Here is a 23994-nt window from a genome sequence, read left to right as displayed (position 1 = left end):
TTACTTGATAATATCTACTGTAATTGTTTCTTTTTCGGGTACGATGCGGTAAACAACTCCTGATTTTGGATAGTTGTATTCAATGAATAATGGTAATTGTTGGCCATCACCCACGACTGCATTGCGTAAATCAATATATACTCGTAAATTTTCGCGTTTGAATTCTTTAATGTTTTCTTCTGTTGAGAAGACTTCGAGTGAAATTACGGCCTGATCAAGTCCGTTAACACTTGGTTTCAGATCGTTCACATTTGAGGTAAAGAGTATTTCTACATTATCAACTTTTTGTGAGACCACTGGTCCAAGTTGAACTTCAATGTTAACTTTAGATACCGTACCATGACGAACACCTGCTGGTAAACTTACAGTTTGTGACAACTTGTTGGTGTCGGATGTCAGTGCCGATGTTGGAATTGGAACACGAACTTCATCGATGTTATCGAGAATTTCTTTTGGTGCATAAATCGTAATTGACTCCGCATCCATCTTCCATTGGCTGACAGCTTTACCAGCTGGCATGTCACCTTCAAAGATTGGACGAATTGGCACGGATTTATATGTTTCATTAACAGCTACTTTCGCTTTAACCGTTTGTGGAATAATATCGACTTTATCGAGTTTTTCTCCTTTTTGGTTATAAGCGACAATTTGTGCATCGGTTTCAAAGTTTTGTGTTTGACCACTTACATCGATTAATGCTTTTACGAATGCTACTTGATCCAATGTTTCACGTGATCCACGAATCGAAACTTCACGAAGTTCGAGTTCTGGTTCACCCAATACATATTTCGGATTGAGTTTGTCCATATTAATAAAGTCTGATGATAGTTCTTTCTTCTCAGCTTCTTTTGTCATGATTTTGACATTTGCTGTGGATGGTTCAATCATCGTTTTAATGCGTGGAGAAACACCATCAATTTTATATTTAACTTGGTGTGTTCCTTCCGTTAAACCACTTAAATCAAGTTCTACTTTGAGGGCACTGTTGACATTCAAGAGTCCAATATCACTTTGTGATCCAATAAAGGTTACTTTAACTTCTTCGTCAACACCTTTTAATTCATACATTTCTGCATTGTATGTGACAGATACTGGCACAACAACATCTGGTTTTGTATATTCAAGTGGTGCCGTCATGATACCTTGGGAATTGAATCCGAGGTATACGACAAGGGCAACGGCAAATGCGACAAGTTTACTGTGGCGTGGGTTGAATAGGAAACGGTCAAACCAGTCACTCATCCAACGAAGAACACGCATCGTTCCATTCGCTAATGCTTCTGTTCGTTTTGAAATTTTCTGCGACTTATCAGCGATATATTGTGCAATTTCGACTTTTTCTTCCGAAGAATCAATCGGCTTTTTTTCATCTTTTTTGTTATTGTTACTCATTGTCATTACCTCCTTCCGTTTCTGAAGGGATTACGGTTTCGGATGCCTCTTCTTTGACTTCTTTAACGACAGTCTTTGTATCGGTTACTTTTTTTGTTTTTGTACTTTTGGTCTTTGTTGTTTTTGCAACATCACCCGCTACATCGAGGGTTGTTTCTTCTACTTTTTCAACATCGACATCATCTTTTTTTGTTGTTGATGTTTTTTTCTTGCTTGCTTTTACTTTTGTTGGCGTTTCTTCGATTGTCTCTTCAACGATTGTTTCGATTGGCGCTTCAACTGCTGTTTCGACAGGCGTTTCTAGTGTTGTATCTGGAGTAGCTGATACTTCATCTTCGACTTTGTGTTTCTTAAAGAGTTTGCGAATGGACTCATCCGGTGCCTTTGGTTTTTCCTCGGCTGGTTTTTTCGCCGATTCTGATGCCTTAGGTGTTTCTTCTGTCGCCTTCTTAACTTTTGGTTCTTTTGGCTTACGTTTAAAGATATTCATGAGGCGTGATACATCCATGTTGTCCTCTTGCTCTTCATCAAAATCTTTAATCATGATGTCATCAGCATTGATTTTTTCAATCTTAATTGGATCGATGTTGAGTTTTGACAAGTTTAATCGACGCGCACGGCGTGTTGAAACGGCATGACTTACTTCTTTTTCCATATTTTGGATAACAAGATTTAAGTAGTCACGTAGGCTGGATTCATCCATTTCACGAAGACGTCCGCCTTCCGCAATTGAGATTGTTCCGGTTTCTTCTGAAACAACAATTGTGATTGAGTCTGTCATTTCGGAGATACCAATCGCAGCACGGTGACGTGCACCGTATTTTGTAGGTAAATCAACCGTTGTTGGTGGGAAGTATGCAGATGCAGCAGCAATGCGGTCCCCTTGAATAATTACCGCACCATCATGAAGTGGTGTTGAAGTTACAAATATCGAAGTTAAAAGATCACTTGTGACTGCTGAGTTTAAAACTTTACCAGTTTTAATATAGTCTGTGAGTGAGTGACCTTGTTCAATCGTAATTAAAGCACCTGTCTTACGTTGTGACAGGATTCGTGTTGCTTCGACAAGTTCATCAACAAGGCGTTCTTTTTCATTTCCTGAAAGTGAATGCAATGTTGAGAAAACTGATGTCTTTCCAAGACGTTCGAGCATGTTGCGGATTTCCGGTTGGAAAATAACCACGAATGCAAGTAGTCCGTATTGTAAAGCAATGCCTAATAAGGATGCAGTTGTTGTTAGGTTCATCTTCGTTGCGATGAAGTGCATAACAACAATAAGGATTATTCCTTTAAATATCTGTACTGTTCTTGAATTATTACGAACAATTTTGAGTACGTAATACACGAGAACCCATATAATTAAGAAGTCTGCAACGACTTTTAATTGTTGAATAATCGTCTGTAATGTTTGTAGGGTAAACTCCATAAGTACCTCCCTGGTCTTTTTATTATATCACTTTCGTAATTTGTATATGTACGTCTTATAGAATATCATATTTCACAAACAATATGTGATTTTTTCATGACATTATCATTTAGAACTGGCTCATATAGAGCTTGTGATAGAAGCCTTCTTGAGCCATTAATTCTTCGTGGTTTCCTTGTTCAATCAATTGCCCATCTTTCATGACAAGAATGACATCGGAGTCAATCACCGTTGAAAGGCGATGTGCTACAAAGAAACTGGTTCGTTTTTCCATGATTTTAACAAAGACACTTTGAATATGTTGTTCGGTAACAACGTCCAAACTACTTGTTGCTTCATCAAGAATAATTATTGGTGCATCGACGAGCAGTGCCCGTGCGATTGTAATCATCTGACGTTGCCCTAACGAGATGTTCTTGGACTCTAACGCGATCATCGTGTCATATTGTTTATCGAGGCTCATAATGTAATCATGACATCCTGCCTGTTTCGAAACTTCAAACATTGCTTCATCACTGGCATCTACTTTACCGTATTTAATATTGTCTCGAATCGTTCCTTCAAAGAGCCATGGATCTTGAAGTACAATTCCCATTGTATCGCGAATCGACTGTTTGCTCACTGATTGTAAGTCAACCCCATCAATTTTAATGCTTCCTGAATCAATGTCATAGAAGCGCATTAAGAGGTTGATCAATGTTGATTTTCCCGCACCTGTAGGACCAACAATCGCCACTTTAGAGAGCGGTTTAATATCGAGACTTAAGTTTTTAATTAAAGGTTTTCCTTCAACATAAGAGAATTGAACATCTTCGAAGGAAACAACCTTACCGTCTAGTTTTTGTTCATGATCGTTGTTGCTCTCAAGTGGCTCCTCAAGAATCGCATTAATTCGTTCTAACGATGCACGACCAGCCATTACTTGAGCTACTACCGCACTAAATTCGTTAAAGGGTTTTGAGAACATCATTGAATAGCTAATAAAACTTGTGAGTAGTCCTACTGTTAGTCCCCATTCACGAACTGCAAAAGCACCGACCAAACCAATCAAGAGATAACTAATATTGTTGACAACGCGTGTTGTTGGATTTGTAATTGCCGAAATAAACTGAGCCCGTTCACCGACATCATTCAACTCTGCATTTAGGGCTTCAAATTTAGCAATGGCGTCTTCTTGATGATTGTATGCAAGTAACAGTGTGTTATTGGCAAAGTATTCATTCACCGTACCACTTATTTCACCGGCAATGGCTTGTTGTTTTTTATAAAGTTGCAAAGAGTGTTTTGCGACTAATCGTGATGTTATGTACATAAGGGGTACAAGTGCAATTACAATTACTGTCATCATCACATTGATTGAGAACATAAAATAGGCGGATATAACAACAACAAATATACCTCCGATTAACTGGGTAATCAGTTGATACATACCGTCCAGAATTAATTCACTATCCATTGCAAATCGTGATTGAATATCCCCATGAGAATGGGTATCTAAATAACCGACAGGAAGTTTATTGATGTGCGCAAAGAGCTTCTCACGAAGACTACCAACTACCCCTACTGAAACTTGGTTCGCAAAGAGTGAGACGAGCCATGTAAGTATAAAGTTGGCGCCATAAAGCATTAGCGCAATCTTCAACATTTCCACAACACCAACCATATCGACATTGTCTTTTCCGATCATAAAATCAATCGCTTTCCCTAGATAGAATGGGGTTAATACTAATGTGATTGCTGCCAAAAGCGAGCAAATAATCGTGATACTAAGTAAGAGATAGACTTTCGTTTTTTTCATTTGTCTGACCTCCTTCAGTTTGAATACGGTGAATTGTCGCATACAACTCACTCGCTTGCATGAGTTCATCATGGGTCCCAGATGCAACAATTTTCCCATCATCTAATACGAGAATTTTGTGAGCGCCCATCACTGATGTCGTTCGCTGGCTGACTATAATCTGAGACATTGAGGCATAGTTTTTTGCCAAACTATCACGTAAATTTCGATCGGTAAGAAAGTCCAAAGCGGAAAAGCTATCATCAAATACAAGAATTTTTGGTTTTTTAGCAAGAGCGCGAGCAATGCTGACCCGCTGGCGTTGTCCACCCGAAAGGTTTTTCCCTTCCATTTCGATAACACTATCCAAACCTTTATTGAGAATATCTGCCCCTTGAGCATCAATTAGAGCTTGTGATGCATCGCCTGACCCACCTAACAAAATGTTGTATTCGAGGCTTCCCTTAATAAATTGTGCACTCTGTGATACAAATCCGATATTATCGCGTAAATTTTTAAGTTGATAATCTTGTATCGGTTGGTTATTAATACGGACCGTTCCCTGCGTTGCATCCGCAAATCGTGGAATTAATTTAAGCAGTGTTGATTTTCCACTCCCCGTTAATCCTACAATCCCCATGACTTCACCAGGTTTCAGTTCAAAACTAATCGCTTGAATGACATTTCGTTTTTCTTCAGGGTAGTGATAGTAAACGTCATCAAACTGTAATATCATTGAATCTTTAATTGTTTCAGTTCCTGTGTCACTCACAACAACTTCTGTTTGCATAATGTCACGTACACGAATTGAGGATGTATAGCCTCTGGAGAATATCATCATAATATTCATGGTTACAATTAAAGTCAGGACAAGCTGTGTACAGTAATTAATAACCGCAATAATTTCACCTTGCGTCATGGTCCCCACTTGAATTTCCATTGCCCCAACATAGATAAGAACAACCAGTACGAGATTCATAATTAATGTCGTCACGGGGCTTGATAACGTTGTAATTACACCCACCTTACGTTGATATTTTTCTAACAGTTCATTTTCTTGATCAAATGTTTTCTTAGAATCGTCTTGTTTTGAGAATGCACGAATAATTCGAACACCACTTAACGATTCACTAACTTTTGACACCAATCGATCAAGTTGGGAGGCTGCTTTTTTATGTCCAAACATGGACATAAACATAAATCCAACAACGACAAGTACAAAGAGGGGAAATGATGCTAGCAAGAGTAACGATAGTTTCCCACTAATTGCCGAAAGTGCGACAAGACTCCCAATCATCAAAATTGGGGCGCGAACGCCCAAACGGATAACACGAGCAATCATATCTTGAATCAAGTTTATGTCCGTCGTAATGCGATTGGCAAGTGTTGCGCTGGGGTATAAATCATACGACTCTTTGGAGAATCCCATGATTTTTGCAAAAACTGCCGTCCGAATTCGACCACCAACACGCTGTGATACGTGAGATGCCAAGTATTGACATACCAATGATGAAATGTATCCAAACAATGTGAGTACAAACATCCAAATAACCATGCGATACACGACATTCATATCTTGGCCTTTAATCCCTTGGTCAACAAGTGTTGCCATGAGTAACGGTAAGATAAGTTCAAATATCGCTTCCACAAGTTTTGCAGTTACAGCTGCAACTGATTTAAATTTATAACCTTTAAAATAATCCATAAGTCACCCTGTTTCTTTCACAATTATACACCACTTCGGACGTTAAAAAAACTCTATCCCTATGGATAGAGTTTGAATTACCAGCTTCCGCCACCGCTTCCGCCAAAGCCACCGCCGCCGAAGCCGCCGCCACTTCCGAAGCCACCACCGCCAAAGCTACCGCCACCCGAAGATCCTTTCGGTGCAGGAACACTGACCATAGCGCTATTAATTGTATTCATCGAACGACTTAATGTACTCCATAAATAGAGTGATGTGAAGGTCGATGGGTTTGTCGATACATACCAATCCGGTTGTGGGATTGCGATTTTCTCGAATTTTTTAATCCACGTATCAGTTATTCCAAGGACATAAGCATAAGGTAGCACATCGTAGAATATCTCCGGAGATTCCATCGCTAATGCTTTAATACGCTCTTCTTCAGCAACTTTAATGAAGCGCTCAAGTCCTTTAATTTGGCCATACCATCGTGCTCCTTGTGGTGTACGTCGACCTGTATTTGCACCACAATAGACGGTAATTGTATAACTAACAAAAATAATAATCATAAACCCTAAAGTTTTGGCACTGAGCCCTAAAATACTAATGGAACTCAATGCGAGAACAATAACACCTAGTGGAAAGATGAACGATACACCTTTCTTTTGACTGCCATTAATGCCATCAAATGCTAAGAGATAAAAACCTCCTGCTGTGAGTACCAGTATAAGGACACCACTAATGACAGCTGCTAAAAGGAAATCCATCGAATATCCAGAGTCCATAATTGCAAAGGTTCCGTAGCTTGCGGCCATCAGAATTACTGCGCTTAACCCGACAATGAATTTCATAAAGCTGGATTTAGTTTCATAGACTTTCATCTCAGGGTTATGTTTGAAGCGCCCACTGATATTGCCAACAGCCTGTGCTACAGTTGCCCCAAAGGTTTCGTTTAGCTCATTTGTTGTGATTTCTTCGCGACCTGCAAATAATGCACCAAACAAGCGACGTTCTTCTTCATTTTCTGATTCTAATTTCCTAATTTTAGTAAGACGAATATTATCCCCAATAGGATCCAATTCTTCAATGATAAGATATCCTTTAGAAGCCCAATAAATAATCAAAGAAATGATATCTTTATTGTTACTTGAACCACGATAAATATAGCCTATTTCTCCACTGGATAATCCTTGTGGCGCGCCAAACTCAACCGAGTCAACAACCGGATGTTCAACCCCAAATTTGAAATAGATTGCAATAGCGAGAAGTGCTAGTACTACCGCCGCAATCGTTGGATAGATTGTATAGTCAAAAACAGGGTATGTAAAATATCCGTTTGGAACTTCCAACCAAATTGACAAACCTTGCTGATTCAAGGTTTTATCATAAGACCCAGTGATTACATTCCCGTCGACCGTATAATCGACCGGTAAGTTTCGTGTTGTCGCATACAATTGTGGTTCGAGCTCGAATGGTTTTGGCATGGTCACTTTAAATGATGTATGTTCAATTGGGAAATCCCAACCCCGACCAACAATATTCCAGTAAAGAATTTGACGATCTACATCTTTGAGTGCACGCGTATGAACTTCATAGGAATATTTGTATTCTTTAGTCCCACTGATATACTCACCTTTTGTTCCAACGCGAATAACTACACCTTCACGGCTTTCATCGGTAGAATATTCATCATCGCTAATCATTTTAAAGTTTTTCATGGGGAAAAAATACGTATTACGATTGCCATCAAAATCCATTTCCATTTCCTGGGGAATGTTTATATAGATTCCTTGGCGCGGCTCTTTAAAATTCATTCTAATGGTTTCTTCAATTTCTAAAACACCATTATCATTAACGTTTATCTCCACATGCATATCTTCTATAATATTTGGATCTTGAGCTGCATGGACCGGTGTACTCCATAGCCCCAAGAGTACAACCATCATGACGAGCATGCGTTTAAAATGTTTCATAGCATTCTCCTTATGTTAAAAAAAGGGAGAATCTCCCTTTTTCTTAAAACTGAACTTTAACGTTTTCGCGTTCTTCCACATTTGTTACTTCGTAAAGTGGTTTCGCTGTAAAGTTAAACATTCCAGCAATAATATTCGATGGGAATGATTCACGTTTCGTATTGTATTGACGTACGGTACCATTGTAGTACTTACGTGATTGTGCAATTTCTGTTTCAATTGTCTTCAATTGTCCCTGTAGATCCATGAAGTTTGTGTTCGCTTTTAAGTCTGGGTAGCTCTCAGTTAATGCGAAGAGTCTTCCCATTACTTGACTAAGGTCACCTTCTGCTTGCATACGTGCTTCTGGAGTTGACGCATGTCCTGCGGCATTACGAGCTGCAATAACACCTTCTAGTGTTTCTGATTCGTGTGCTGCATAGCCTTTGACTGTTTCCACTAAGTTAGGAATTAAGTCATAACGTTTTTTGAGGTAGACATCCATTGTTGAGAATGCTTCTTCCACAAGATTTCTAAGTTTTACAAATCCATTATATTGCGCAATAGCATAGAATGCCACAATAACAACAATTCCTATTAATACGTATAATCCAATCATATCGGATACCTCCTGTATTACATTAATAGTACATCGTTCGCATTTGATTGTCAATTAAAGGAAAAGAGCCGCTTTCGCGGGCTCTAATACTGACCTTTCATGGCCTTTTGGATATCTCGTTTTTGGCTGCGTTCTTTCTCTGTTTGACGTTTGTCATAGAGATGTTTTCCCTTCGCTAAGGCTATTTGTAATTTTGCACGGCCTTTACTGAGGTGAATGTTCAACGGCACAATGGTGTACCCTTGTAGGGTTTGCCCTTTTTGTAATTTTTCAATTTCATGACTATGCAAGAGTAGTTTGCGATCTCTAAGTTCTTCGTGATTAAAACGATTCCCCTGTTCATACAAACCAATGTGCATGCCCTTAATCCACGCTTCTCCATCCTTGATGGATATAAACGCTTCTTTTAATTGTACTTTACCGTCACGGATGGATTTGATTTCAGTTCCAAGTAAAACCATGCCAGCCTCAAATTCATCTTCGATAAAGTAATCATGATATGCTTTTCGATTTTTTGCGACGACGCTCATTTGGTTTTCGACGCCCCTTTCGTACTCGTGGTTCAATAAATTCAAAATTCACAACATGCTCCAACATGTCGACGTTCATAAGTTTAACTTTGACTTTCTGTCCAATCGCATAGGTTTTCTTGGTGCGCTCACCAATCATTTTCTGTGCTGTTGCATCGTATTGATAGAAGTCGTCTTTAAGATTGCGAACATGGACCAATCCTTCAACTGTATTTGGAAGTTCGACGAATATTCCGAAATTTGAAACACCGCTGATGTAACCCATATAGACTTCACCAACTTTATCTTCCATAAATTGTGCCTTCTTAATTTTCTCAACTTGACGTTCAGCTTCAAGAATGGATCGTTCTTTGGATGATGCATGTTTCCCCGCTTCGATTGTGAATTGTTCGTCTTTCGCTTCGTGACGACGATCTTGATGTACGAGATACTTTTTCAAACGTTGGTGCAAGAGTAAATCCGGGTAACGACGGATTGGTGATGTAAAGTGTGTATAGTCTTCCAATGCTAGTCCAAAATGACCTAACGGTTCCTCACTATACTTCGCTTTACTCATCGAACGTAACATTAGCTTCGAGACAACTGGCATCTCAGGTTTTCCTTCAAAATACTCAAGGGCTTTTTGAAGTGTCTTGGGATGAATTTCTTCCAGATTCCCTTTCATGACATATCCTAAGATACGCAGTGTGTGGGACAAATCCTGCATCTTTTCTTTTGATGGGTGTTCGTGGACACGGTATAAAATAGGAATGAAGGCATAACGGGCTTGTTGCGCTACAACTTCATTAGCTGTAACCATAAACATTTCAATCATTTCCTCGGCTTCGCCTGTTTGACGACGGTATATATCTAAGACTCGCCCATCATTGTCAATCACAAACTTACTTTCATCTGAATCAAAACCAATAGACCCTGCTTGTTCGCGTTTGTATTTAAGACGGCGTGCGCATTCCATCATTAAATCTATCATTGGCTGCACACTTCCCAAATCTTGACCTGAGTTAACTTCTTGATAACTCATACGTCGTTTGGAATGAATGACAGATTCATAAATATTATAGTCAAGAATTTCTCCGTTAAACCCAATATCAATTTGGGTTGTCATGGTTAGACGATCAACATTGGGATGGAGGGAACAGATTCCATTTGACAGTACTTTTGGTAACATTGGCACAACACGATCCACCATATAAACGGATGAACTGCGGTTATAGGCACTTGTCGCAATAGCACTTCCTTCAGGCACATAATGTGCAACATCGGCAATATGTACATACAAGCGATAACCATTCGCAAGTGTTTCCATATAGATTGCATCATCTAAGTCCTTGGCATCTTCACCATCGATCGTGATGACGAACTGATCACGATGGTCCATACGGCCCTTCGTTTCGTTTTGATCAATACTTTCTGGTACAGCTTTTGCCGCTTCAATGACTTCATCATCAAAAGGTACATCAATACCATACACAAAGAGGACCGAACGCACATCCATTCCGGGCTCATCTGCTTGACCCAACACTGACGTAATCTTTACATGAATGCGATCATCAATTGATGTGATATCCCCAATAACCCGTTGATCAGCCTCAAGGTTATGTCCATTCGCATCATAATCCACCAGTTTTGAAATCTTATTATCATAGGGAACAAAGAAAATACGTTTCCCTTTTTGTTTCATTGTACCTAGAAGGACAGTTCTATTGCGTTGGAGGGTCTTTCGAATAATTCCATATTGTTTTTCAGCACTCTTAATCTCAACAAGCACTGTATCGGAATCCAATGCATCTTTAAAATCAGCACTTCCGACATAAATCGAAACTGCCTCATTTTCTACGAATCCAAATGTATCACGGACCGCTTTAAACGTTCCAATCGCATAATGGATATTATCAATGACAAAGACGATGCCCTCATCCAACACAATTTCTTGTGCTTCTATCATTGCTTCTAATTCTTTATTAATCTCTTTTTCGCTTAAATTGAACATTGTTTTGAAGCTCTCTATTAAGACTTCCAATGTTCTCGGTTCTTTTACTTTAATTAAGCCTTCGCGTATTTTATCGTAATGTGTCATCTAACGAAATAAAAACCGCTTATCGCGGTTTCTTATCCTCTTACTGATTTAAAAGTGTAACGATCACAAGTACAATAAATAATGCACCTGAAACAAATGTTGCGTTTGAGAGAACTTTCTCTGCGCCACGCTCTTTAGAGTTTGAAAATAAATCTAACCCTTTGCTTCCTGAGAATGCCCCTGTGAATCCTTCTGTTTTTCCACTTTGTAATAGAGATAAAATAATAATAACCGCGGATACAATAAGTAATAATATTCTTTCCATAATATCGCACCTTTTCTATTTTTCTGTTTATATTCACTCAACATTTTATCAAAGTATCAGGTAAAACACAATGTTTGTTGTTGCGAGACTTTCATTTATAGAAAGACTTTGGTGTTATCAGCTTGACATGGAGTGCACTCTATATCATAAAATCAAGACAGAGGTGACCCTTATGAAAATTGGCGAATTATCAAAACGAACTGGCGTTCGTGTAGACACACTCCGTTTCTACACCAAAGAAAATCTTTTAAGCTATACACAGATGCATCATTATTGGAACTTTGATGATGATCAAATCGTGCTTGTCGAACACATACAATTACTTCGAAGCCTGGGATTTTCGATTCGAGATATCCGTTTTGTCTTCCAGGCGAGTGAGGATTTGCTCGACGGCACCCGTGTAAACCATGAAAACCTTGCTATATATAAGGATTTTTTCGAGGCGAAACAATCTGCCTTACGCATCCAAAAACAACATATCGAAATTGCGGAACAACGCATCAATAAAATACTTGGAAAATTAGACCACATGGCGACTCAGGAGACTTTTTCATTATGAAATACATCCCAATTCTAATCATTGCTGTACTTCACGGTATTTCCGCAATTACGAACGTACGTCTGAACCATATTGGTCCATGGACCATGCTTCTCGGTTCGATACTAATTATTCTTGGTTCAATTCAAGGAATTCGCAACAATACTACAGAATGGTGGCTGTTGCTGGGTGGGCTCGTACTTATAATCGATAGTGCTATCTATAACGGGTACAAACAAGGACACATTCACTGGGTTCACCATGGAATTCGGATGATGCTCTGTGTCGTGGCAGTGCTACCACTTTTTCACTAAATTAGAACCTGTTATTCGCAAGCAACAATTTCTAGCTTGATGCGGTCAGGATCTTCAAAGAAAAATGTGTATGCGTCGGCGCCACCGGCGTGTGGGTATGCTTCTGGATACAATTCCACAACACCCATACTACATAAAACATCACGAATACGATCGACATCTTGCGGTGTAGTAACGCCAAATGCAAGATGGTTAAGCCCTATTCGTTTGCGATGATAGCCTGCACTTTCGAACGGCTTTTCCACTTGCACAAAGACGATATACGTCCCATGTTTTCGGTAGCTGAATCCTTTGTCCCACGTTTGATACAACTCATAATCTAGCAGTTTGAACAACTGATCATAAAACAACCGGGTTCGCTGCAAATCATTTACATAAATTTCGAGATGGTGAATCATCGGCACCTCCTTAAACCTTACCTTTTGAGTATAGCATGATATGCGAATTCCTTCCGATTTTACCTCAATATTTGTTATGATAAAGATACTATGGAGGATCGATAACAATGAACTTTAATCATAATGCTATTAAGCGCTTTGGGCGTAGTTACAAGTGGGACGCAATGTTAGAAGCTTTTCCAGAAACTGAAGCAATGGACATCATGCCCTTTACGGTTGCTGAAATGGAATGGCAAACAGACCCCATCATTACGCAAACCCTACAGACTTACCTGGCTGAAGATATATTAGGATATACGAAAGCATCTGAAACGTATACTAAGGCTGTCTGCCAATGGATGCACAATCACTATCACCTCGATATTCAATGTGATGACATTATCACAACACCAGGTGTCATTACTGCGATTAAAATGGCTTTAGAGGTTATGACAACTGAAGGTGATGGGGTTATTTTATTGACACCTGTCTACCATTCTTTTTTCAAAATGTTGGAAGCAGTTCATCGCATTCCAGCGACATCGGACCTTATCAATCACAACGGTATCTACAGTATTGATTTTGATGATCTTGAAGCGAAGTTTAAAGACCCTGCAAATACTGTCATGATTATGTGTCATCCTCATAATCCAATTGGCCGTGTTTGGACACGCAATGAGCTTGAGCGCATCCACGCGCTTAGCCTAGAATATAATGTCCCAGTAATTTCTGATGAGATTCATGCCGACTTAACACTCTCTGGACACCAACATGTGAGTTATGGGACTCTTGACCCACAGGCTATCATCTGTACATCGGTCAGCAAGACTTTTAATCTCGCAGGATTAAAAATTTCTAATATTATTATTAAAGATGAACGACTTCGTCACCAATTCGTCAATCATGGCGAGCGCTACGGAACCATAGGAGCAAATGCGCTTGCGATTCAAGCTGCTGAAGTTGCATATCGAAAGGGACAACCTTGGTTAGATCAAGCCCTTCAGGAAATTGAAGCAAATGCCGCAATTGTTTCCGATCGTTTTGCCGCAACTGATATTATTGTTTCTCCCCTTGAGGCAACATATCTTATTTGGATGGATTTCCGAGAAGTCATAAAAAAAGACCCTACGTTATTACAACGACTAGAGTCTGAAGCGTATTTCTTTGCAAGCGATGGTGAGGCATTTGGTGCCAACGGTGCAGGATTCCTACGAATGAACCTTGCAGGCCCACAACGATACATCGTCGAAGCATGTGACCGTGTCTTAGATATCGTAAACAAACTCTAAGATGTCACGAGGCTGACATTTCAATTCTGTACAAATCGAATTCAAAGTCGTGAAGCGAATTGCCTTCACCTTTGAATTTTTTAATTTCGAAAGATTGACCTCAGAAATTTGGGTTCGCTCTGAGAGTTCCCGCAGTGTCATTTTACGATCTGCCATGACCCGATCTAACCTAACAATAATCATAAAAACCCCTCCTCTTTAACAAAGTATAGCACAAGTTTAATTTTTATCGTTAAATATTTAACTTTAAAGTTTGTGAAATGATGTACTAACGATTTACACCCGAGATTTGATAGCCTTTTTATTTTTAATTATTTATGATAGATACATTAGGGAGGGTCGCACTACATGACTAACATAATTATCTTAAAACGTGACAACCAAAAGGCCAAATTTAATGGTGAAAAGATTGCAGTTGCAATCAAAAAAGGCTTTGACTCATTAGAGTCTGACAAGTATAGCGGCGATGATGTTAACCACGTCTATAATGCTGTATTGACACAAATCGAAGAACTATCCAAACGTGAAGAGTATATCTCGATTGAACACATTCAGGATTTAATTGAGCGTGAATTGTTGCGTCAAAACTTTACGGATGTTTACGAGTCCTTTGCGTCCTATCGAAACCGTCGTAACGAATCCCGTAAGATTTTTATTTCAAAACAACACAAATTTCTCAAAGCGATTGAAAAATTGAACCAAAAAGAAGCCATTGATAATGACGATAAACGTGAAAATGCCAACGTTGATGGAAACAGTCCAATGGGCATGATGCTCCAATTTGGCTCGACCATTTCTAAAGAATTTGCGAAAGCCTATCAAATGGATGAAGATTTTTATGAAGCCCATGACTCTGGTCAAATTCATATTCATGATATGGACTTCCTTCCAATGGGAACAACTACCTGTAACCAAATCAACCTCGAACAACTTTTCGAAAATGGATTCTCAACAGGACACGGTCATCTCCGTTCGCCACGAGACATTATGTCGTATACCGCACTTGCAGCTATTGCGATTCAATCAAACCAAAATGATCAACATGGTGGACAAAGTATCCCTGCCTTTGATCATTACATGGCGCCTGGCGTCCTTCTCACTTTCAAGAAGCAACTCAAACAACGTGTTTATGACTTCCTTGAAATTGCCGATTTACTTGAAGCTGCCGACATTAAAGGCATCATTAAACATATCGACAAATTAGATTCACTCACAATTGACACCAAAGATTTCAGTAAATTCGTTAAAGATGACGAAAAGTCTCTTCAAATTATTGATAAAGCGTATGATAAAGCGCTACGTGTTACAGACCGTATTACCTTCCAAGCCATGGAAGCATTTATCCACAATTTAAATACCATGCATTCACGTGCAGGTGCACAAGTACCATTTAGTTCAATAAACTTTGGTACAGATATTACTCCTGAAGGTCGGATGGTTGTCGAGAATTATCTTAAAGCACTCGACAAAGGTCTTGGAAAAGGCGAAACACCAATTTTCCCAATTGCCATTTTCAAAGTAAAAGAAGGTGTTAACTACTTCCCAGAAGATATTAACTATGATCTTTTCAAACTTGCTATTAAAGTTTCCGCTAAGCGTCTATTCCCTAACTTCTCATTCATCGACAGTCCCTTCAATAAACAATATTATAAAGAAGGCCGCTATGAAACAGAGATTACGTATATGGGATGTCGTACCCGTGTCATGAGTGATATCAATGACCCCGAAAACGAAGAAGTAATTGGTCGTGGTAACCTGAGTTTTACCTCCATTAACCTTGTTCGCTTAGGAATCAAACACGGAATTCTTACGCATGAAACTCCAGACATTGAAGGCTTCTATGAAGAATTGGATCACCTCATTGATCTTACAAAGTATCAACTTCTTGAACGTTACCGTATTCAATGTGGAAAATCAGTCGCAAACTTTAAGTTCTTATTAGGACAAGGCGTTTGGAAAAACTCAAAATCACTAAAACCAAAAGATAACTTACATAAAGTATTGAAACATGGATCGCTCGCGTTTGGATTCATCGGACTTGCTGAATGCTTGAAAGCATTAATTGGGCAACATCACGGAGAAAGCGCAGAAGCACAGCGTCTTGGATTAGAAATCATTCAACATATGCGTGATCGTGCCGATGCCTTTACCGAAGAAACACACCTCAACTTCTCATTAATTGCAACGCCTGCTGAAGGTTTATCCGGACGTTTCGTAAGTATTGATCGTTCGATTTTTGGAAGTATCGAGGATGTAACAGATCGCTCCTTCTACACCAATTCATTCCATGTACCCGTTTATTATGACATTTCAATCAAAGACAAACTCGCAATCGAAGCACCGTATCACGCACTCACAAACGGCGGTCACATCAGTTATGTGGAACTCGATGGCGATACGACACAAAACCTTGAAGCATTTGAGGAAGTTGTACGTATGATGCACGATTCTGAAATCGGTTATGGTGCGATTAACCACCCGGTAGATCGTGATCCAGCATGCGGTTATACTGGAATTATTAATGACGAATGCCCAAGCTGTGGCCGTCACGAATCTGAGGGAGATTACGGTTTCGAACGCATCCGTCGTATCACCGGATACCTCGTCGGAACACTGGACCGTTTTAATGATGCGAAACGTTCAGAAGAAAGTGAACGTGTAAAACATAGTCTATGAACATAAGACTTTCATCCTTCATTTCAGATTCAATTGTTGATGGGGAAGGCATCCGTTCTGTAATTTTCACACAAGGATGTCCTCACAATTGCCCTGGTTGCCACAATCAAAAATCGATACCGTATGATGGTGGTGAACTTATCGCAGTTGAAGATGTGATTACTCAAGTTTTAGATGCTAATCTTGGTAAAGTTACATTTTCCGGCGGTGAACCCTTTATTCAAGCAGAGGCATTGTATCTAATTGCAAAAAGACTCAAAGAAGAAGGGTACAACCTTTGGTCCTACACAGGTTTTAAATATGAAGCCCTTATGCGACATCAAGATCCTTATGTTCAAAAATTCCTAGGCTGTTTGGATATTCTAATTGATGGACGGTTTATGATTCGTAAGAAAAGCATGGCTGCACTCTTTCGTGGTTCGTCAAATCAACGAATTATCGATGTCCCACAATCTCTTGCAGCTGGAAAAGTTGTTGTCTCAACAGTCTTTGTTGATCCCGTTGAGGATGAATCAGACCGCGACCATGATATCTTTATTTAACACTCCTTCGGGAGTGTTTTTATATAAGAAAAGACATCCGAAGATGTCTTTTAACGTGTTTCTGTGAAACGTTCACGAAGTACCGCGATTTTTTCTGCTGTTAATCCATACTCTGCTTCGAAGTATGCATCATAAGTTCCATGCTTTGCTTTGATAGTATCAAGTGCTGCATTTAAGTACGAAGGTTTCACAATTAAGCCTGGCATTTTGTGATATAAAGTTTCAATGCTACGACCATATTTCAAGCGACGGACTTCGTTCTCCACAATCGCATCAAAGGCTTGAATTGATTTCAAGAAATCAAAGAGGACATCTTCTTCACTCATTCCAAGCGCTAACTGAATGAGTGCCGTACCAACACCTGTCCGATCTTTACCTGCTGTACAGTTATGAAGATAAGGAACTGAATTGTCTTCTTGAAGTATTTTGAAGACATTGATGTATGCCGGATTATCAAATACTAATTTAGTATAGAAGACTTCCATATCTTCCGATGACAATGCTGTGTAGGGAAGGTTCTTATCATCTTCAAAACCGCCAAGATGTTCTGATGCTGAAATAGTATAAACTTTCTTAGCAAACGTTTCGCGAAGTTCGTCGCGATCAAGTTCGCTCACTTCTCGGTAGTCACATAAGTTTTGTATATTTAACGAACGGATATAGTCACGATCTTCCTCAGTGAGATCACGATACGACCCACAACGGAAAAAGATTGCTTCTTTAATAAAACGGCCATCCTGTGTCGGATACCCACCAAAATCTCTAAAATTGATTAATTCACTTTTCATAGAAAACCTCCAAGTTGTTTCAAATTGTATCATAATTTATCCAAATTAACCTAAATTTAACGAATCATTGACGAAAACTAGATACTTAAAGGATAGTATAATACCAAGAGCGCATGCTCGGCAAGTACCTAGGATCTCCATCACTGGTATTTGAGAACGGCCAGCCTAGACCACTGAGCCCTCATTGAGGTCATTGCGACCTCTTTTTTTATGAGCGAAATGTCTATGCAAGGGTTGCCTTTGTGCTACAATCTTTGAAAAGGAGGATACATGATGTCCAATACAACACAAAAAATTTATTTAGCTGGTGGTTGCTTCTGGGGTGTGGAAGAATATTTTAGACGCCTCAAAGGTACAGTGAATACCAAAGTTGGATACGCCAATGGTATCCGTGATGGTGTATCATATCGCGACGTGTGTTCAGGTACAACTGGACATACAGAAACGGTCGAACTTGTTTATGATCCCACTATTCTTCCATTAAATGCAATTATTGACCACCTCTTCCGAATTATCGACCCAACATCCATAAACCGCCAAGGCAATGACATTGGTACTCAATATCGTACTGGTATTTACTATACTGATGATAACGACCGAAACATTATAGAGGCGACAATTGCGACGCTTGCATCATCAATTGATGGTCCACTTGCAGTTGAAGTTCAGGCTCTCGAAAACTTTACAATCGCGGAAGATGAGCATCAACTTTATCTAAATGTAAACCCTGGTGGGTATTGCCATGTTGACTTTAGTGTCGCAAATGCCGATGAGTTGAAAGATAATTATATAAAGTAAGGTATATTTTTCACAAAGTAACGTTGAAACGTTGCTTTTTTTATTATTTTAGACCATTTTTAATAAATTATTATCAAACCATAGTCATTTGTTATGTTTTCTCTCAAATATTGTGTATAATAATCATGTAAGTTAAATCGTATCTAATGTTTTGGTAGGCGTTAGAACAATAACTTTCGGAAGTCTTATAATAATATCCATGTAAGTGCCATTACATGCATAATAGAATCAATCTCCAATTGAACTTCCGCTTAGTCTATCTTCTTCATATCAATCTTTATTGATAGACTAACTATAAAAGCAAGGAGTCGAACTCCTTTTTTTATGTCATGACATAAAAAGAAACCCTCTATTGATAATAGAGGGTTTTTATTTTGACTTATTTTCCGAGTAAACGGAACATGTTCTTTTTGTAAACTTCAACGCCTGGTTGATCAAATGGATTCACATCCAACATGTAAACTGACATTGCAAGTGCCGTAAAGAAGAAATAGACCATATATCCAAATGTATAGGCATCGGCTTTCTCAATTGAGATCAAGATGTTAGGAACTCCACCTGTAACTTCATGAGCCTCAAGCGTTCCTTCAAATGCTTTTTGATTTATCCAGTGTAGGCTCTTGCCTGCGAGATAGTTCATTTGGTCAAGATCATTTAATTCTTCAGGTACTAACATATCTTCGATTGGATTATCGATGAGTACGACCGTTTCAAATATATTTTTTGTTCCGTCTTGGATGTGTTGTCCCATTGAATGCAAGTCTGTTGAAAAGTTCACGCTTGCTGGTAATATACCCTTGCCTTCTTTTCCTTCAGATTCGCCAAAGAGTTGTTTCCACCATTCAGCAACAAAAAGCATGTGAGTTTCATAACTCACAAACATCTCTGTAACCTTCCCTTGTTTTTCTAGCATACGGCGTGCTACTGCATAAGTGTATGCAGGGTTTGCTGTAAGGTCAGGCGTATTAAATTCAAATGTAGCGTCTTTGACACCTTGCATTAACGCATCAATATCAATCCCTGCAGCCGCAATTGGTAAAAGTCCTACTGGTGTAATAACTGAGAAGCGACCGCCAATATCATCAGGAATCACAAATGTTTCATACCCTTTGGTGTCGGCAAGTGGTTTTAAAAGACCATTCTTTGCATCGGTTGTAGCATAGATGCGTTGTGCTGCTTCTTCTTCGCCATAGACTGCTTCCATGTGCTGACGAATCATACGGAATGCGAGTGCTGTCTCTGTTGTTGTTCCAGATTTGGAGATGACATTCACTGCAACACGTTTGCCTTTAATATAGTTCAAAATACGAACTATTGCAGTTGATGAGAATGTATTTCCCACATAAATTATTTCTAAGTCTGATTGTGCATAAGGTCCTTGCAGCATTTCAATCGCTGCACGAGCGCCTAAGTATGATCCACCAATACCACATACTAAAAGAACATCAGCTTGTTCTTGTATGCGTTTAGCAGCAGTTTTGATACGTGCAAACTCATCTTTATCATAACGGTTTGCCCAGTCTAACCATCCTGTATAGTCGCTTCCTTTTCCAGTACCTGCATGTAACATTTCATGAATACGATTCACGTCTTCTTGATAATCTAACACATTACCTTCTAATAGTGCGTGGCTTAAATCTACTTTAACCATATCTTTCTCCTTTTGCTTCAACCATCGAGGCATTATTGTCTCAAGCGTTTCAAAACCCAACTCAGCGTCCGGTACTAAAGGTCGTTTATTGTCTTTATCGGTGCGATCTTTTCGCGAAGAATAGTTCAATGCTTTCAATGATAAGCGCAATTGACTGGGTCCTTCACTCACATCAATAATCTTCGCAATAATATGTTCCCCTTGTGTTACATATTGACGAATATCACGTACAAAATCATCCGAAACTTCTGAGATATGGATAAGACCTGTGGTCTCTTCATCTAAGACAACAAAAGCACCGTACGGTTGGATTCCGGTTATGACACCTTCAACTATCTGTCCATTTGTATACTTATGTTTCATTTTCATACCTCAATATCCTATATATTATAACACATCCTTTTTTGTATGATATAATAAAAGTCAGAGGTGGATCCTATGAGTTCAAATTTTTATCCAATCATTTCAGCAATCTTGGCGAATGTGCTCGCACAGCTCTTGAAGCCATTGTTTTACTATTTAAGAACCGGGGAGAAAGACTTAAGTTCAATCTTCGAAAGTGGTGGTTTCCCAAGTTCACATACATCCTTGGTTGTTGGTCTTACGATGTCGTATGGGTATCTCTCAGGGTTCCAATCACAGTATTTCTTTATTTCGCTGGTATTTTCATTAACTGTTATTTATGATGCTGCGAATGTTCGCTATTATGCTGGTCAAAACATTAAGATGACCAAACAACTTATCCAAGATATCGAAATTTTGACACAAACTACATTGGAAAATCCTGTGTATCGTGAAAAAATTAAAGATGTTTTAGGACATAAATGGGTTGAGGTAATTGGTGGTTTCCTATTGGGATTAATCACAGCATCTGTTCTGTATTTCTTTCAGGGGTGATTAACATGACATTAGAAGAACGTATAATTCAATCGTTAGATAAAATCAGACCATATATTCAACGTGATGGCGGTGACATGGAATTCGTAAGTGTCAGTGACAAAGGCGTTGTAACGGTACGACTTCTTGGAGCTTGCATTGGGTGTGGCTTAATTGACTACACACTACGTGGCGGTGTTGAAGCACTGCTCATGGATGAAATTGAAGAAGTCACAGGTGTTATTGCCGAGGATTACGATTTATAATCGCAATACGATTTGGGATTGACACAAATCTAGTAGAAACAGTAAAAAAAGCATCTTCTATTTGTATCTTGTCTTAGCACAAGTGTACGAGTAGCGGATGCTTTTTAGTGCTGCATCATCTTTATGTTTTTGTATGGGTATTTTTAACCAACCATGCGATAATCGCAATCACCAAAATAACGATAAAAGTCACGACAATATCAACCGTCATAAAACTCATGAAATCAAGATGTTGTGCGGCCGCATCATCCATGTTTTTGATAATCAAAAAGAGGATTACTTTAAATCCCATATAGCATGCGATTGTTGCGACAATAATACTTAGAACGAGACTGGACTGTTTTTTCTTCATAGATATACCCCACATTAGTTCAAGTATAGCAACCCATGAAGCTTCCTACAGGTTTCTTGGTTTAGGTGGTCAATTTTTATGTTTATCTGGTACAAAGAAAAACGATAAGTTTACTTATCGTTGTCATTAATAGGTGACCATGACCGTGTTGTTCTAAACTGTGACGCCAGTTCGTCTGCTACAGCAACCAATTCCGGATCATATCCATAGTGCTCAAGTAATCGAATTGCATTGGTTGTGTTCGACGGGCCTTGGCGAAGTTGATAATCAAATTCGATACCGTAGTTGGTGATCGTTTCGCGGAAATGATAATTCGTATAGATGGTCCCCAGCATTTCCGTAAGTTCAATATCGTGTGTCGCTGCAGCCACAAAACATGATTCATGAGCAAGAGCCGATAGCACTGATGCTGATGCTGCAATCCGCTCGATTGTATTGGTTCCTTTTAAAATTTCATCAATAAACACAAGTGTGAATGCTTCATGTTTTACAGCATCTAATATTCGTTTTATTGATTTTGTCTCGGTCACAAAGTAGCTATCTCCCGATTCAATGTTATCCCGCATAGCCATCGATGTAATGACTTGAGCATGTCGCAATTCAAACGAATCTGCAGTACATGTATTGAAGTTTTGTCCTAAAATTGTATTCAATGCCAATGCACGGACAAAGGTCGATTTACCACTCGCATTCGACCCCGTTATCAGGCATCTTTGATCCATTTCAGCCGTATTCGCAATCGCTGCTTCTTCAATCAACGGATGGACAATGTTTTTAAATTTTGGTGCAGAACGATCCGATATGATTGGAAGTGAATAACTTTGCAATGATTCACGATATGAAGCTGTCGCGACATAGACTTCAAGCATTCCCATTATTTCTATAGCTTCACGCATGGCGTCTTGATTCGAATTATAAATCTTGATGACGCGACTGTAGGCTAAGGGTGTTATCAAAAAATAAGTTGATAGTATCGTTGTAAAGAAACTGACACCCATTATATCACTTTGGTTGGTCGGCATCGCAAAGCTTAGCATCGCGGATACACCATTAAAAGGTTTTAACGATAATCGCAAACGCTCCATTTCTTCTTCAAAAGATTCATGTTCAAACTTTGTAATTTTGTGGCCACACTTGATAACATCGGTAAAATAGGCTGCACTGGTTATGTTGGCTTTTATTTGATCGGTAACTTTTTCATTAAGTGCAAACATGGCAATGAATGAAAAGGTAACCCCTAATATTCCTGCCGTGACATCGATAAAAAGCATGAGAATTGATCCAATTGCGAAGGCTCTGGCTAATATAAGTATTATATTAAAGTTATGATCAATGGGCTCATAACCATCAAAGTATGCTTGCATCATTTTCTCACGCGGTTTTCCAATGCGGTTGAGTGGTAATAGCACTTTGAGTCGTGTTGCCTCATCTTCCATTGCTGTGACCTTTAATTCGAAATCATCGCGATTATGCTCGCGCATATCCCGTAACCGATAATAGAGCATGCTTTCTCCTAATGAAGACTGTGTTACATTCATGCGGTGAAACAATGCCTCCATATCCAAATCTTGGAACGTTGTCTCATCAATTGCCTGTACGGGTGTAAAACGATCAAAAAGATACCGTGCATTAGCCATTTCAAAAAACCGCGAATCAAACTCCGGTTTCTCTCCGTACTGTTGTTTAATCATTTGGATTGTTTGTTCTCTTTGAAATTTAGCAATCAAAAAGATAATAACTAACACACTTACTACAACACTAACTGCTACGATTATAACGCCCATAGTTTCCTCCTCATAGAAAAA

At 39.1% G+C, this 23994-nt stretch carries 23 protein-coding genes and 1 pseudogene; 8 read left to right on the top strand and 16 right to left on the bottom strand.

Annotation, left to right across the window (positions count from 1 at the left end):
• From G7061_RS01570 to secG, 9 genes are all read right to left on the bottom strand, one after another.
• The gene (locus G7061_RS01570; RefSeq protein WP_159639729.1) at positions 1 to 1392 is read right to left on the bottom strand and encodes a YbbR-like domain-containing protein; all 1392 of its coding nucleotides are present in this window, start codon (positions 1390 to 1392) and stop codon (positions 1 to 3) included.
• A complete protein-coding gene (gene cdaA / locus G7061_RS01565; protein WP_159639730.1) occupies positions 1385 to 2818 on the bottom strand; it encodes a diadenylate cyclase CdaA in 1434 nt (477 codons plus the stop codon). The genes G7061_RS01570 and cdaA overlap by 8 nt, the downstream gene beginning before the upstream one ends.
• Before the next feature lie 109 nt (positions 2819 to 2927).
• A complete protein-coding gene (locus G7061_RS01560; RefSeq protein ID WP_166118179.1) occupies positions 2928 to 4616 on the bottom strand; it encodes an ABC transporter ATP-binding protein in 1689 nt (562 codons plus the stop codon).
• Positions 4585 to 6300, bottom strand: coding sequence for an ABC transporter ATP-binding protein (locus G7061_RS01555; RefSeq protein ID WP_166118176.1), 1716 nt, complete (start codon positions 6298 to 6300; stop codon positions 4585 to 4587). Before G7061_RS01555 ends, G7061_RS01560 begins: the two co-directional genes overlap by 32 nt.
• Positions 6301 to 6377: 77 nt before the next feature.
• The gene (locus G7061_RS10815; protein WP_205700102.1) at positions 6378 to 8252 is read right to left on the bottom strand and encodes a DUF2207 domain-containing protein; all 1875 of its coding nucleotides are present in this window, start codon (positions 8250 to 8252) and stop codon (positions 6378 to 6380) included.
• Positions 8253 to 8295: 43 nt separating this feature from the next.
• Positions 8296 to 8850, bottom strand: coding sequence for a LemA family protein (locus G7061_RS01545; protein ID WP_159634431.1), 555 nt, complete (start codon positions 8848 to 8850; stop codon positions 8296 to 8298).
• An 83-nt stretch (positions 8851 to 8933) separates the two neighbouring features.
• Positions 8934 to 9380, bottom strand: coding sequence for an SsrA-binding protein SmpB (smpB, locus tag G7061_RS01540; protein ID WP_166118173.1), 447 nt, complete (start codon positions 9378 to 9380; stop codon positions 8934 to 8936).
• Positions 9343 to 11457 carry a ribonuclease R gene (gene rnr / locus G7061_RS01535; RefSeq protein ID WP_159646999.1) on the bottom strand — a complete coding sequence of 705 codons (2115 nt, stop codon included), beginning with the start codon at positions 11455 to 11457 and terminating at the stop codon, positions 9343 to 9345. Before rnr ends, smpB begins: the two co-directional genes overlap by 38 nt.
• A 40-nt stretch (positions 11458 to 11497) precedes the next feature.
• Positions 11498 to 11722 carry a preprotein translocase subunit SecG gene (secG, locus tag G7061_RS01530; RefSeq protein WP_159634440.1) on the bottom strand — a complete coding sequence of 75 codons (225 nt, stop codon included), beginning with the start codon at positions 11720 to 11722 and terminating at the stop codon, positions 11498 to 11500.
• A gap of 172 nt (positions 11723 to 11894) precedes the next feature.
• Between secG and G7061_RS01525 the strand changes: the two genes are divergently transcribed.
• Together G7061_RS01525 and G7061_RS01520 are read left to right on the top strand one after the other, a co-directional pair.
• A complete protein-coding gene (locus tag G7061_RS01525) occupies positions 11895 to 12281 on the top strand; it encodes a MerR family transcriptional regulator (protein ID WP_159639735.1) in 387 nt (128 codons plus the stop codon).
• On the top strand, positions 12278 to 12574 hold the full coding sequence (locus G7061_RS01520; RefSeq protein WP_166118170.1) for a hypothetical protein: 297 nt from the start codon (positions 12278 to 12280) through the stop codon (positions 12572 to 12574). The genes G7061_RS01525 and G7061_RS01520 overlap by 4 nt, the downstream gene beginning before the upstream one ends.
• A gap of 11 nt (positions 12575 to 12585) precedes the next feature.
• Here the strand turns inward: G7061_RS01520 and G7061_RS01515 are convergent, their stop codons facing one another.
• Positions 12586 to 12972, bottom strand: a complete 387-nt coding sequence (locus G7061_RS01515; RefSeq protein ID WP_159646995.1) for a VOC family protein — start codon at positions 12970 to 12972, stop codon at positions 12586 to 12588.
• A 107-nt stretch (positions 12973 to 13079) separates the two neighbouring features.
• On the opposite strand from G7061_RS01515, the gene G7061_RS01510 reads away from it, so the two are divergent.
• Positions 13080 to 14240, top strand: a complete 1161-nt coding sequence (locus G7061_RS01510; RefSeq protein WP_166118167.1) for a MalY/PatB family protein — start codon at positions 13080 to 13082, stop codon at positions 14238 to 14240.
• Here the strand turns inward: G7061_RS01510 and G7061_RS01505 are convergent.
• Entirely contained in the window at positions 14217 to 14423 is a 207-nt protein-coding gene (locus tag G7061_RS01505; protein ID WP_236261678.1) for a helix-turn-helix transcriptional regulator, read from the bottom strand. The genes G7061_RS01510 and G7061_RS01505 overlap by 24 nt on opposite strands.
• A 165-nt stretch (positions 14424 to 14588) precedes the next feature.
• Between G7061_RS01505 and G7061_RS01500 the strand changes: the two genes are divergently transcribed.
• Both G7061_RS01500 and nrdG read left to right on the top strand, forming a co-directional pair.
• Positions 14589 to 16916 carry an anaerobic ribonucleoside triphosphate reductase gene (locus G7061_RS01500; protein ID WP_159639739.1) on the top strand — a complete coding sequence of 776 codons (2328 nt, stop codon included), beginning with the start codon at positions 14589 to 14591 and terminating at the stop codon, positions 16914 to 16916.
• Positions 16913 to 17458 carry an anaerobic ribonucleoside-triphosphate reductase activating protein gene (gene nrdG, locus G7061_RS01495; protein WP_159634458.1) on the top strand — a complete coding sequence of 182 codons (546 nt, stop codon included), beginning with the start codon at positions 16913 to 16915 and terminating at the stop codon, positions 17456 to 17458. Before G7061_RS01500 ends, nrdG begins: the two co-directional genes overlap by 4 nt.
• 50 nt (positions 17459 to 17508) lie before the next feature.
• Here nrdG and G7061_RS01490 read toward each other — a convergent pair whose 3' ends face one another.
• Positions 17509 to 18246, bottom strand: a complete 738-nt coding sequence (locus G7061_RS01490; RefSeq protein ID WP_159639740.1) for a tyrosine-protein phosphatase — start codon at positions 18244 to 18246, stop codon at positions 17509 to 17511.
• 273 nt (positions 18247 to 18519) lie between these two features.
• On the opposite strand from G7061_RS01490, the gene msrA reads away from it, so the two are divergent.
• Positions 18520 to 19044 (top strand): peptide-methionine (S)-S-oxide reductase MsrA, encoded by a 525-nt coding sequence (msrA, locus tag G7061_RS01485; RefSeq protein WP_328597886.1) that lies wholly within the window; start codon positions 18520 to 18522, stop codon positions 19042 to 19044.
• Positions 19045 to 19423: 379 nt separating this feature from the next.
• On the opposite strand, the gene G7061_RS01480 is transcribed toward msrA, so the two are convergent.
• Positions 19424 to 20695: a glucose-6-phosphate isomerase gene (locus G7061_RS01480; protein ID WP_236261685.1), complete on the bottom strand. Its 1272-nt coding sequence runs from the start codon at positions 20693 to 20695 to the stop codon at positions 19424 to 19426.
• A 192-nt stretch (positions 20696 to 20887) separates the two neighbouring features.
• A pseudogene (locus tag G7061_RS10860) lies at positions 20888 to 21058 on the bottom strand (S1 RNA-binding domain-containing protein); the annotation flags it as partial.
• 75 nt (positions 21059 to 21133) lie between these two features.
• Between G7061_RS10860 and G7061_RS01475 the strand changes: the two are divergent.
• Positions 21134 to 21592, top strand: coding sequence for a divergent PAP2 family protein (locus G7061_RS01475; protein WP_159634470.1), 459 nt, complete (start codon positions 21134 to 21136; stop codon positions 21590 to 21592).
• Positions 21593 to 21597: 5 nt separating this feature from the next.
• Entirely contained in the window at positions 21598 to 21837 is a 240-nt protein-coding gene (locus tag G7061_RS01470) for a NifU family protein (protein WP_159634473.1), read from the top strand.
• A gap of 121 nt (positions 21838 to 21958) precedes the next feature.
• Here the strand turns inward: G7061_RS01470 and G7061_RS01465 are convergent, their stop codons facing one another.
• On the bottom strand, positions 21959 to 22189 hold the full coding sequence (locus G7061_RS01465; protein WP_159639743.1) for a hypothetical protein: 231 nt from the start codon (positions 22187 to 22189) through the stop codon (positions 21959 to 21961).
• A 110-nt stretch (positions 22190 to 22299) separates the two neighbouring features.
• Positions 22300 to 23973 (bottom strand): AAA family ATPase, encoded by a 1674-nt coding sequence (locus G7061_RS01460; protein ID WP_166118164.1) that lies wholly within the window; start codon positions 23971 to 23973, stop codon positions 22300 to 22302.
• Between the last annotated feature and the right edge of the window lie 21 nt (positions 23974 to 23994).

The organism is Erysipelothrix sp. HDW6B, from assembly GCF_011301115.1.
Classification (GTDB): Bacteria; Bacillota_I; Bacilli_A; order Erysipelotrichales; family Erysipelotrichaceae; genus Erysipelothrix; species Erysipelothrix anatis.
The sequence above is the reverse complement of the archived record's forward strand: the minus strand, read 5'-3'. Positions and strand labels throughout refer to the sequence as shown.

Bases quoted from the DNA above. Each gene is read 5' to 3' on its own strand.
- G7061_RS01570 (WP_159639729.1), bottom strand. From the start codon at position 1,392: ATGAGTAACAATAACAAAAAAGATGAAAAAAAGCCGATTGATTCTTCG.
- cdaA (WP_159639730.1), bottom strand. From the start codon at position 2,818: ATGGAGTTTACCCTACAAACATTACAGACGATTATTCAACAATTAAAA.
- G7061_RS01560 (WP_166118179.1), bottom strand. From the start codon at position 4,616: ATGAAAAAAACGAAAGTCTATCTCTTACTTAGTATCACGATTATTTGC.
- G7061_RS01555 (WP_166118176.1), bottom strand. From the start codon at position 6,300: ATGGATTATTTTAAAGGTTATAAATTTAAATCAGTTGCAGCTGTAACT.
- G7061_RS10815 (WP_205700102.1), bottom strand. From the start codon at position 8,252: ATGAAACATTTTAAACGCATGCTCGTCATGATGGTTGTACTCTTGGGG.
- G7061_RS01545 (WP_159634431.1), bottom strand. From the start codon at position 8,850: ATGATTGGATTATACGTATTAATAGGAATTGTTGTTATTGTGGCATTC.
- smpB (WP_166118173.1), bottom strand. From the start codon at position 9,380: ATGAGCGTCGTCGCAAAAAATCGAAAAGCATATCATGATTACTTTATC.
- rnr (WP_159646999.1), bottom strand. From the start codon at position 11,457: ATGACACATTACGATAAAATACGCGAAGGCTTAATTAAAGTAAAAGAA.
- secG (WP_159634440.1), bottom strand. From the start codon at position 11,722: ATGGAAAGAATATTATTACTTATTGTATCCGCGGTTATTATTATTTTA.
- G7061_RS01525 (WP_159639735.1), top strand. From the start codon at position 11,895: ATGAAAATTGGCGAATTATCAAAACGAACTGGCGTTCGTGTAGACACA.
- G7061_RS01520 (WP_166118170.1), top strand. From the start codon at position 12,278: ATGAAATACATCCCAATTCTAATCATTGCTGTACTTCACGGTATTTCC.
- G7061_RS01515 (WP_159646995.1), bottom strand. From the start codon at position 12,972: ATGATTCACCATCTCGAAATTTATGTAAATGATTTGCAGCGAACCCGG.
- G7061_RS01510 (WP_166118167.1), top strand. From the start codon at position 13,080: ATGAACTTTAATCATAATGCTATTAAGCGCTTTGGGCGTAGTTACAAG.
- G7061_RS01505 (WP_236261678.1), bottom strand. From the start codon at position 14,423: ATGATTATTGTTAGGTTAGATCGGGTCATGGCAGATCGTAAAATGACA.
- G7061_RS01500 (WP_159639739.1), top strand. From the start codon at position 14,589: ATGACTAACATAATTATCTTAAAACGTGACAACCAAAAGGCCAAATTT.
- nrdG (WP_159634458.1), top strand. From the start codon at position 16,913: ATGAACATAAGACTTTCATCCTTCATTTCAGATTCAATTGTTGATGGG.
- G7061_RS01490 (WP_159639740.1), bottom strand. From the start codon at position 18,246: ATGAAAAGTGAATTAATCAATTTTAGAGATTTTGGTGGGTATCCGACA.
- msrA (WP_328597886.1), top strand. From the start codon at position 18,520: ATGTCCAATACAACACAAAAAATTTATTTAGCTGGTGGTTGCTTCTGG.
- G7061_RS01480 (WP_236261685.1), bottom strand. From the start codon at position 20,695: ATGGTTAAAGTAGATTTAAGCCACGCACTATTAGAAGGTAATGTGTTA.
- G7061_RS01475 (WP_159634470.1), top strand. From the start codon at position 21,134: ATGAGTTCAAATTTTTATCCAATCATTTCAGCAATCTTGGCGAATGTG.
- G7061_RS01470 (WP_159634473.1), top strand. From the start codon at position 21,598: ATGACATTAGAAGAACGTATAATTCAATCGTTAGATAAAATCAGACCA.
- G7061_RS01465 (WP_159639743.1), bottom strand. From the start codon at position 22,189: ATGAAGAAAAAACAGTCCAGTCTCGTTCTAAGTATTATTGTCGCAACA.
- G7061_RS01460 (WP_166118164.1), bottom strand. From the start codon at position 23,973: ATGGGCGTTATAATCGTAGCAGTTAGTGTTGTAGTAAGTGTGTTAGTT.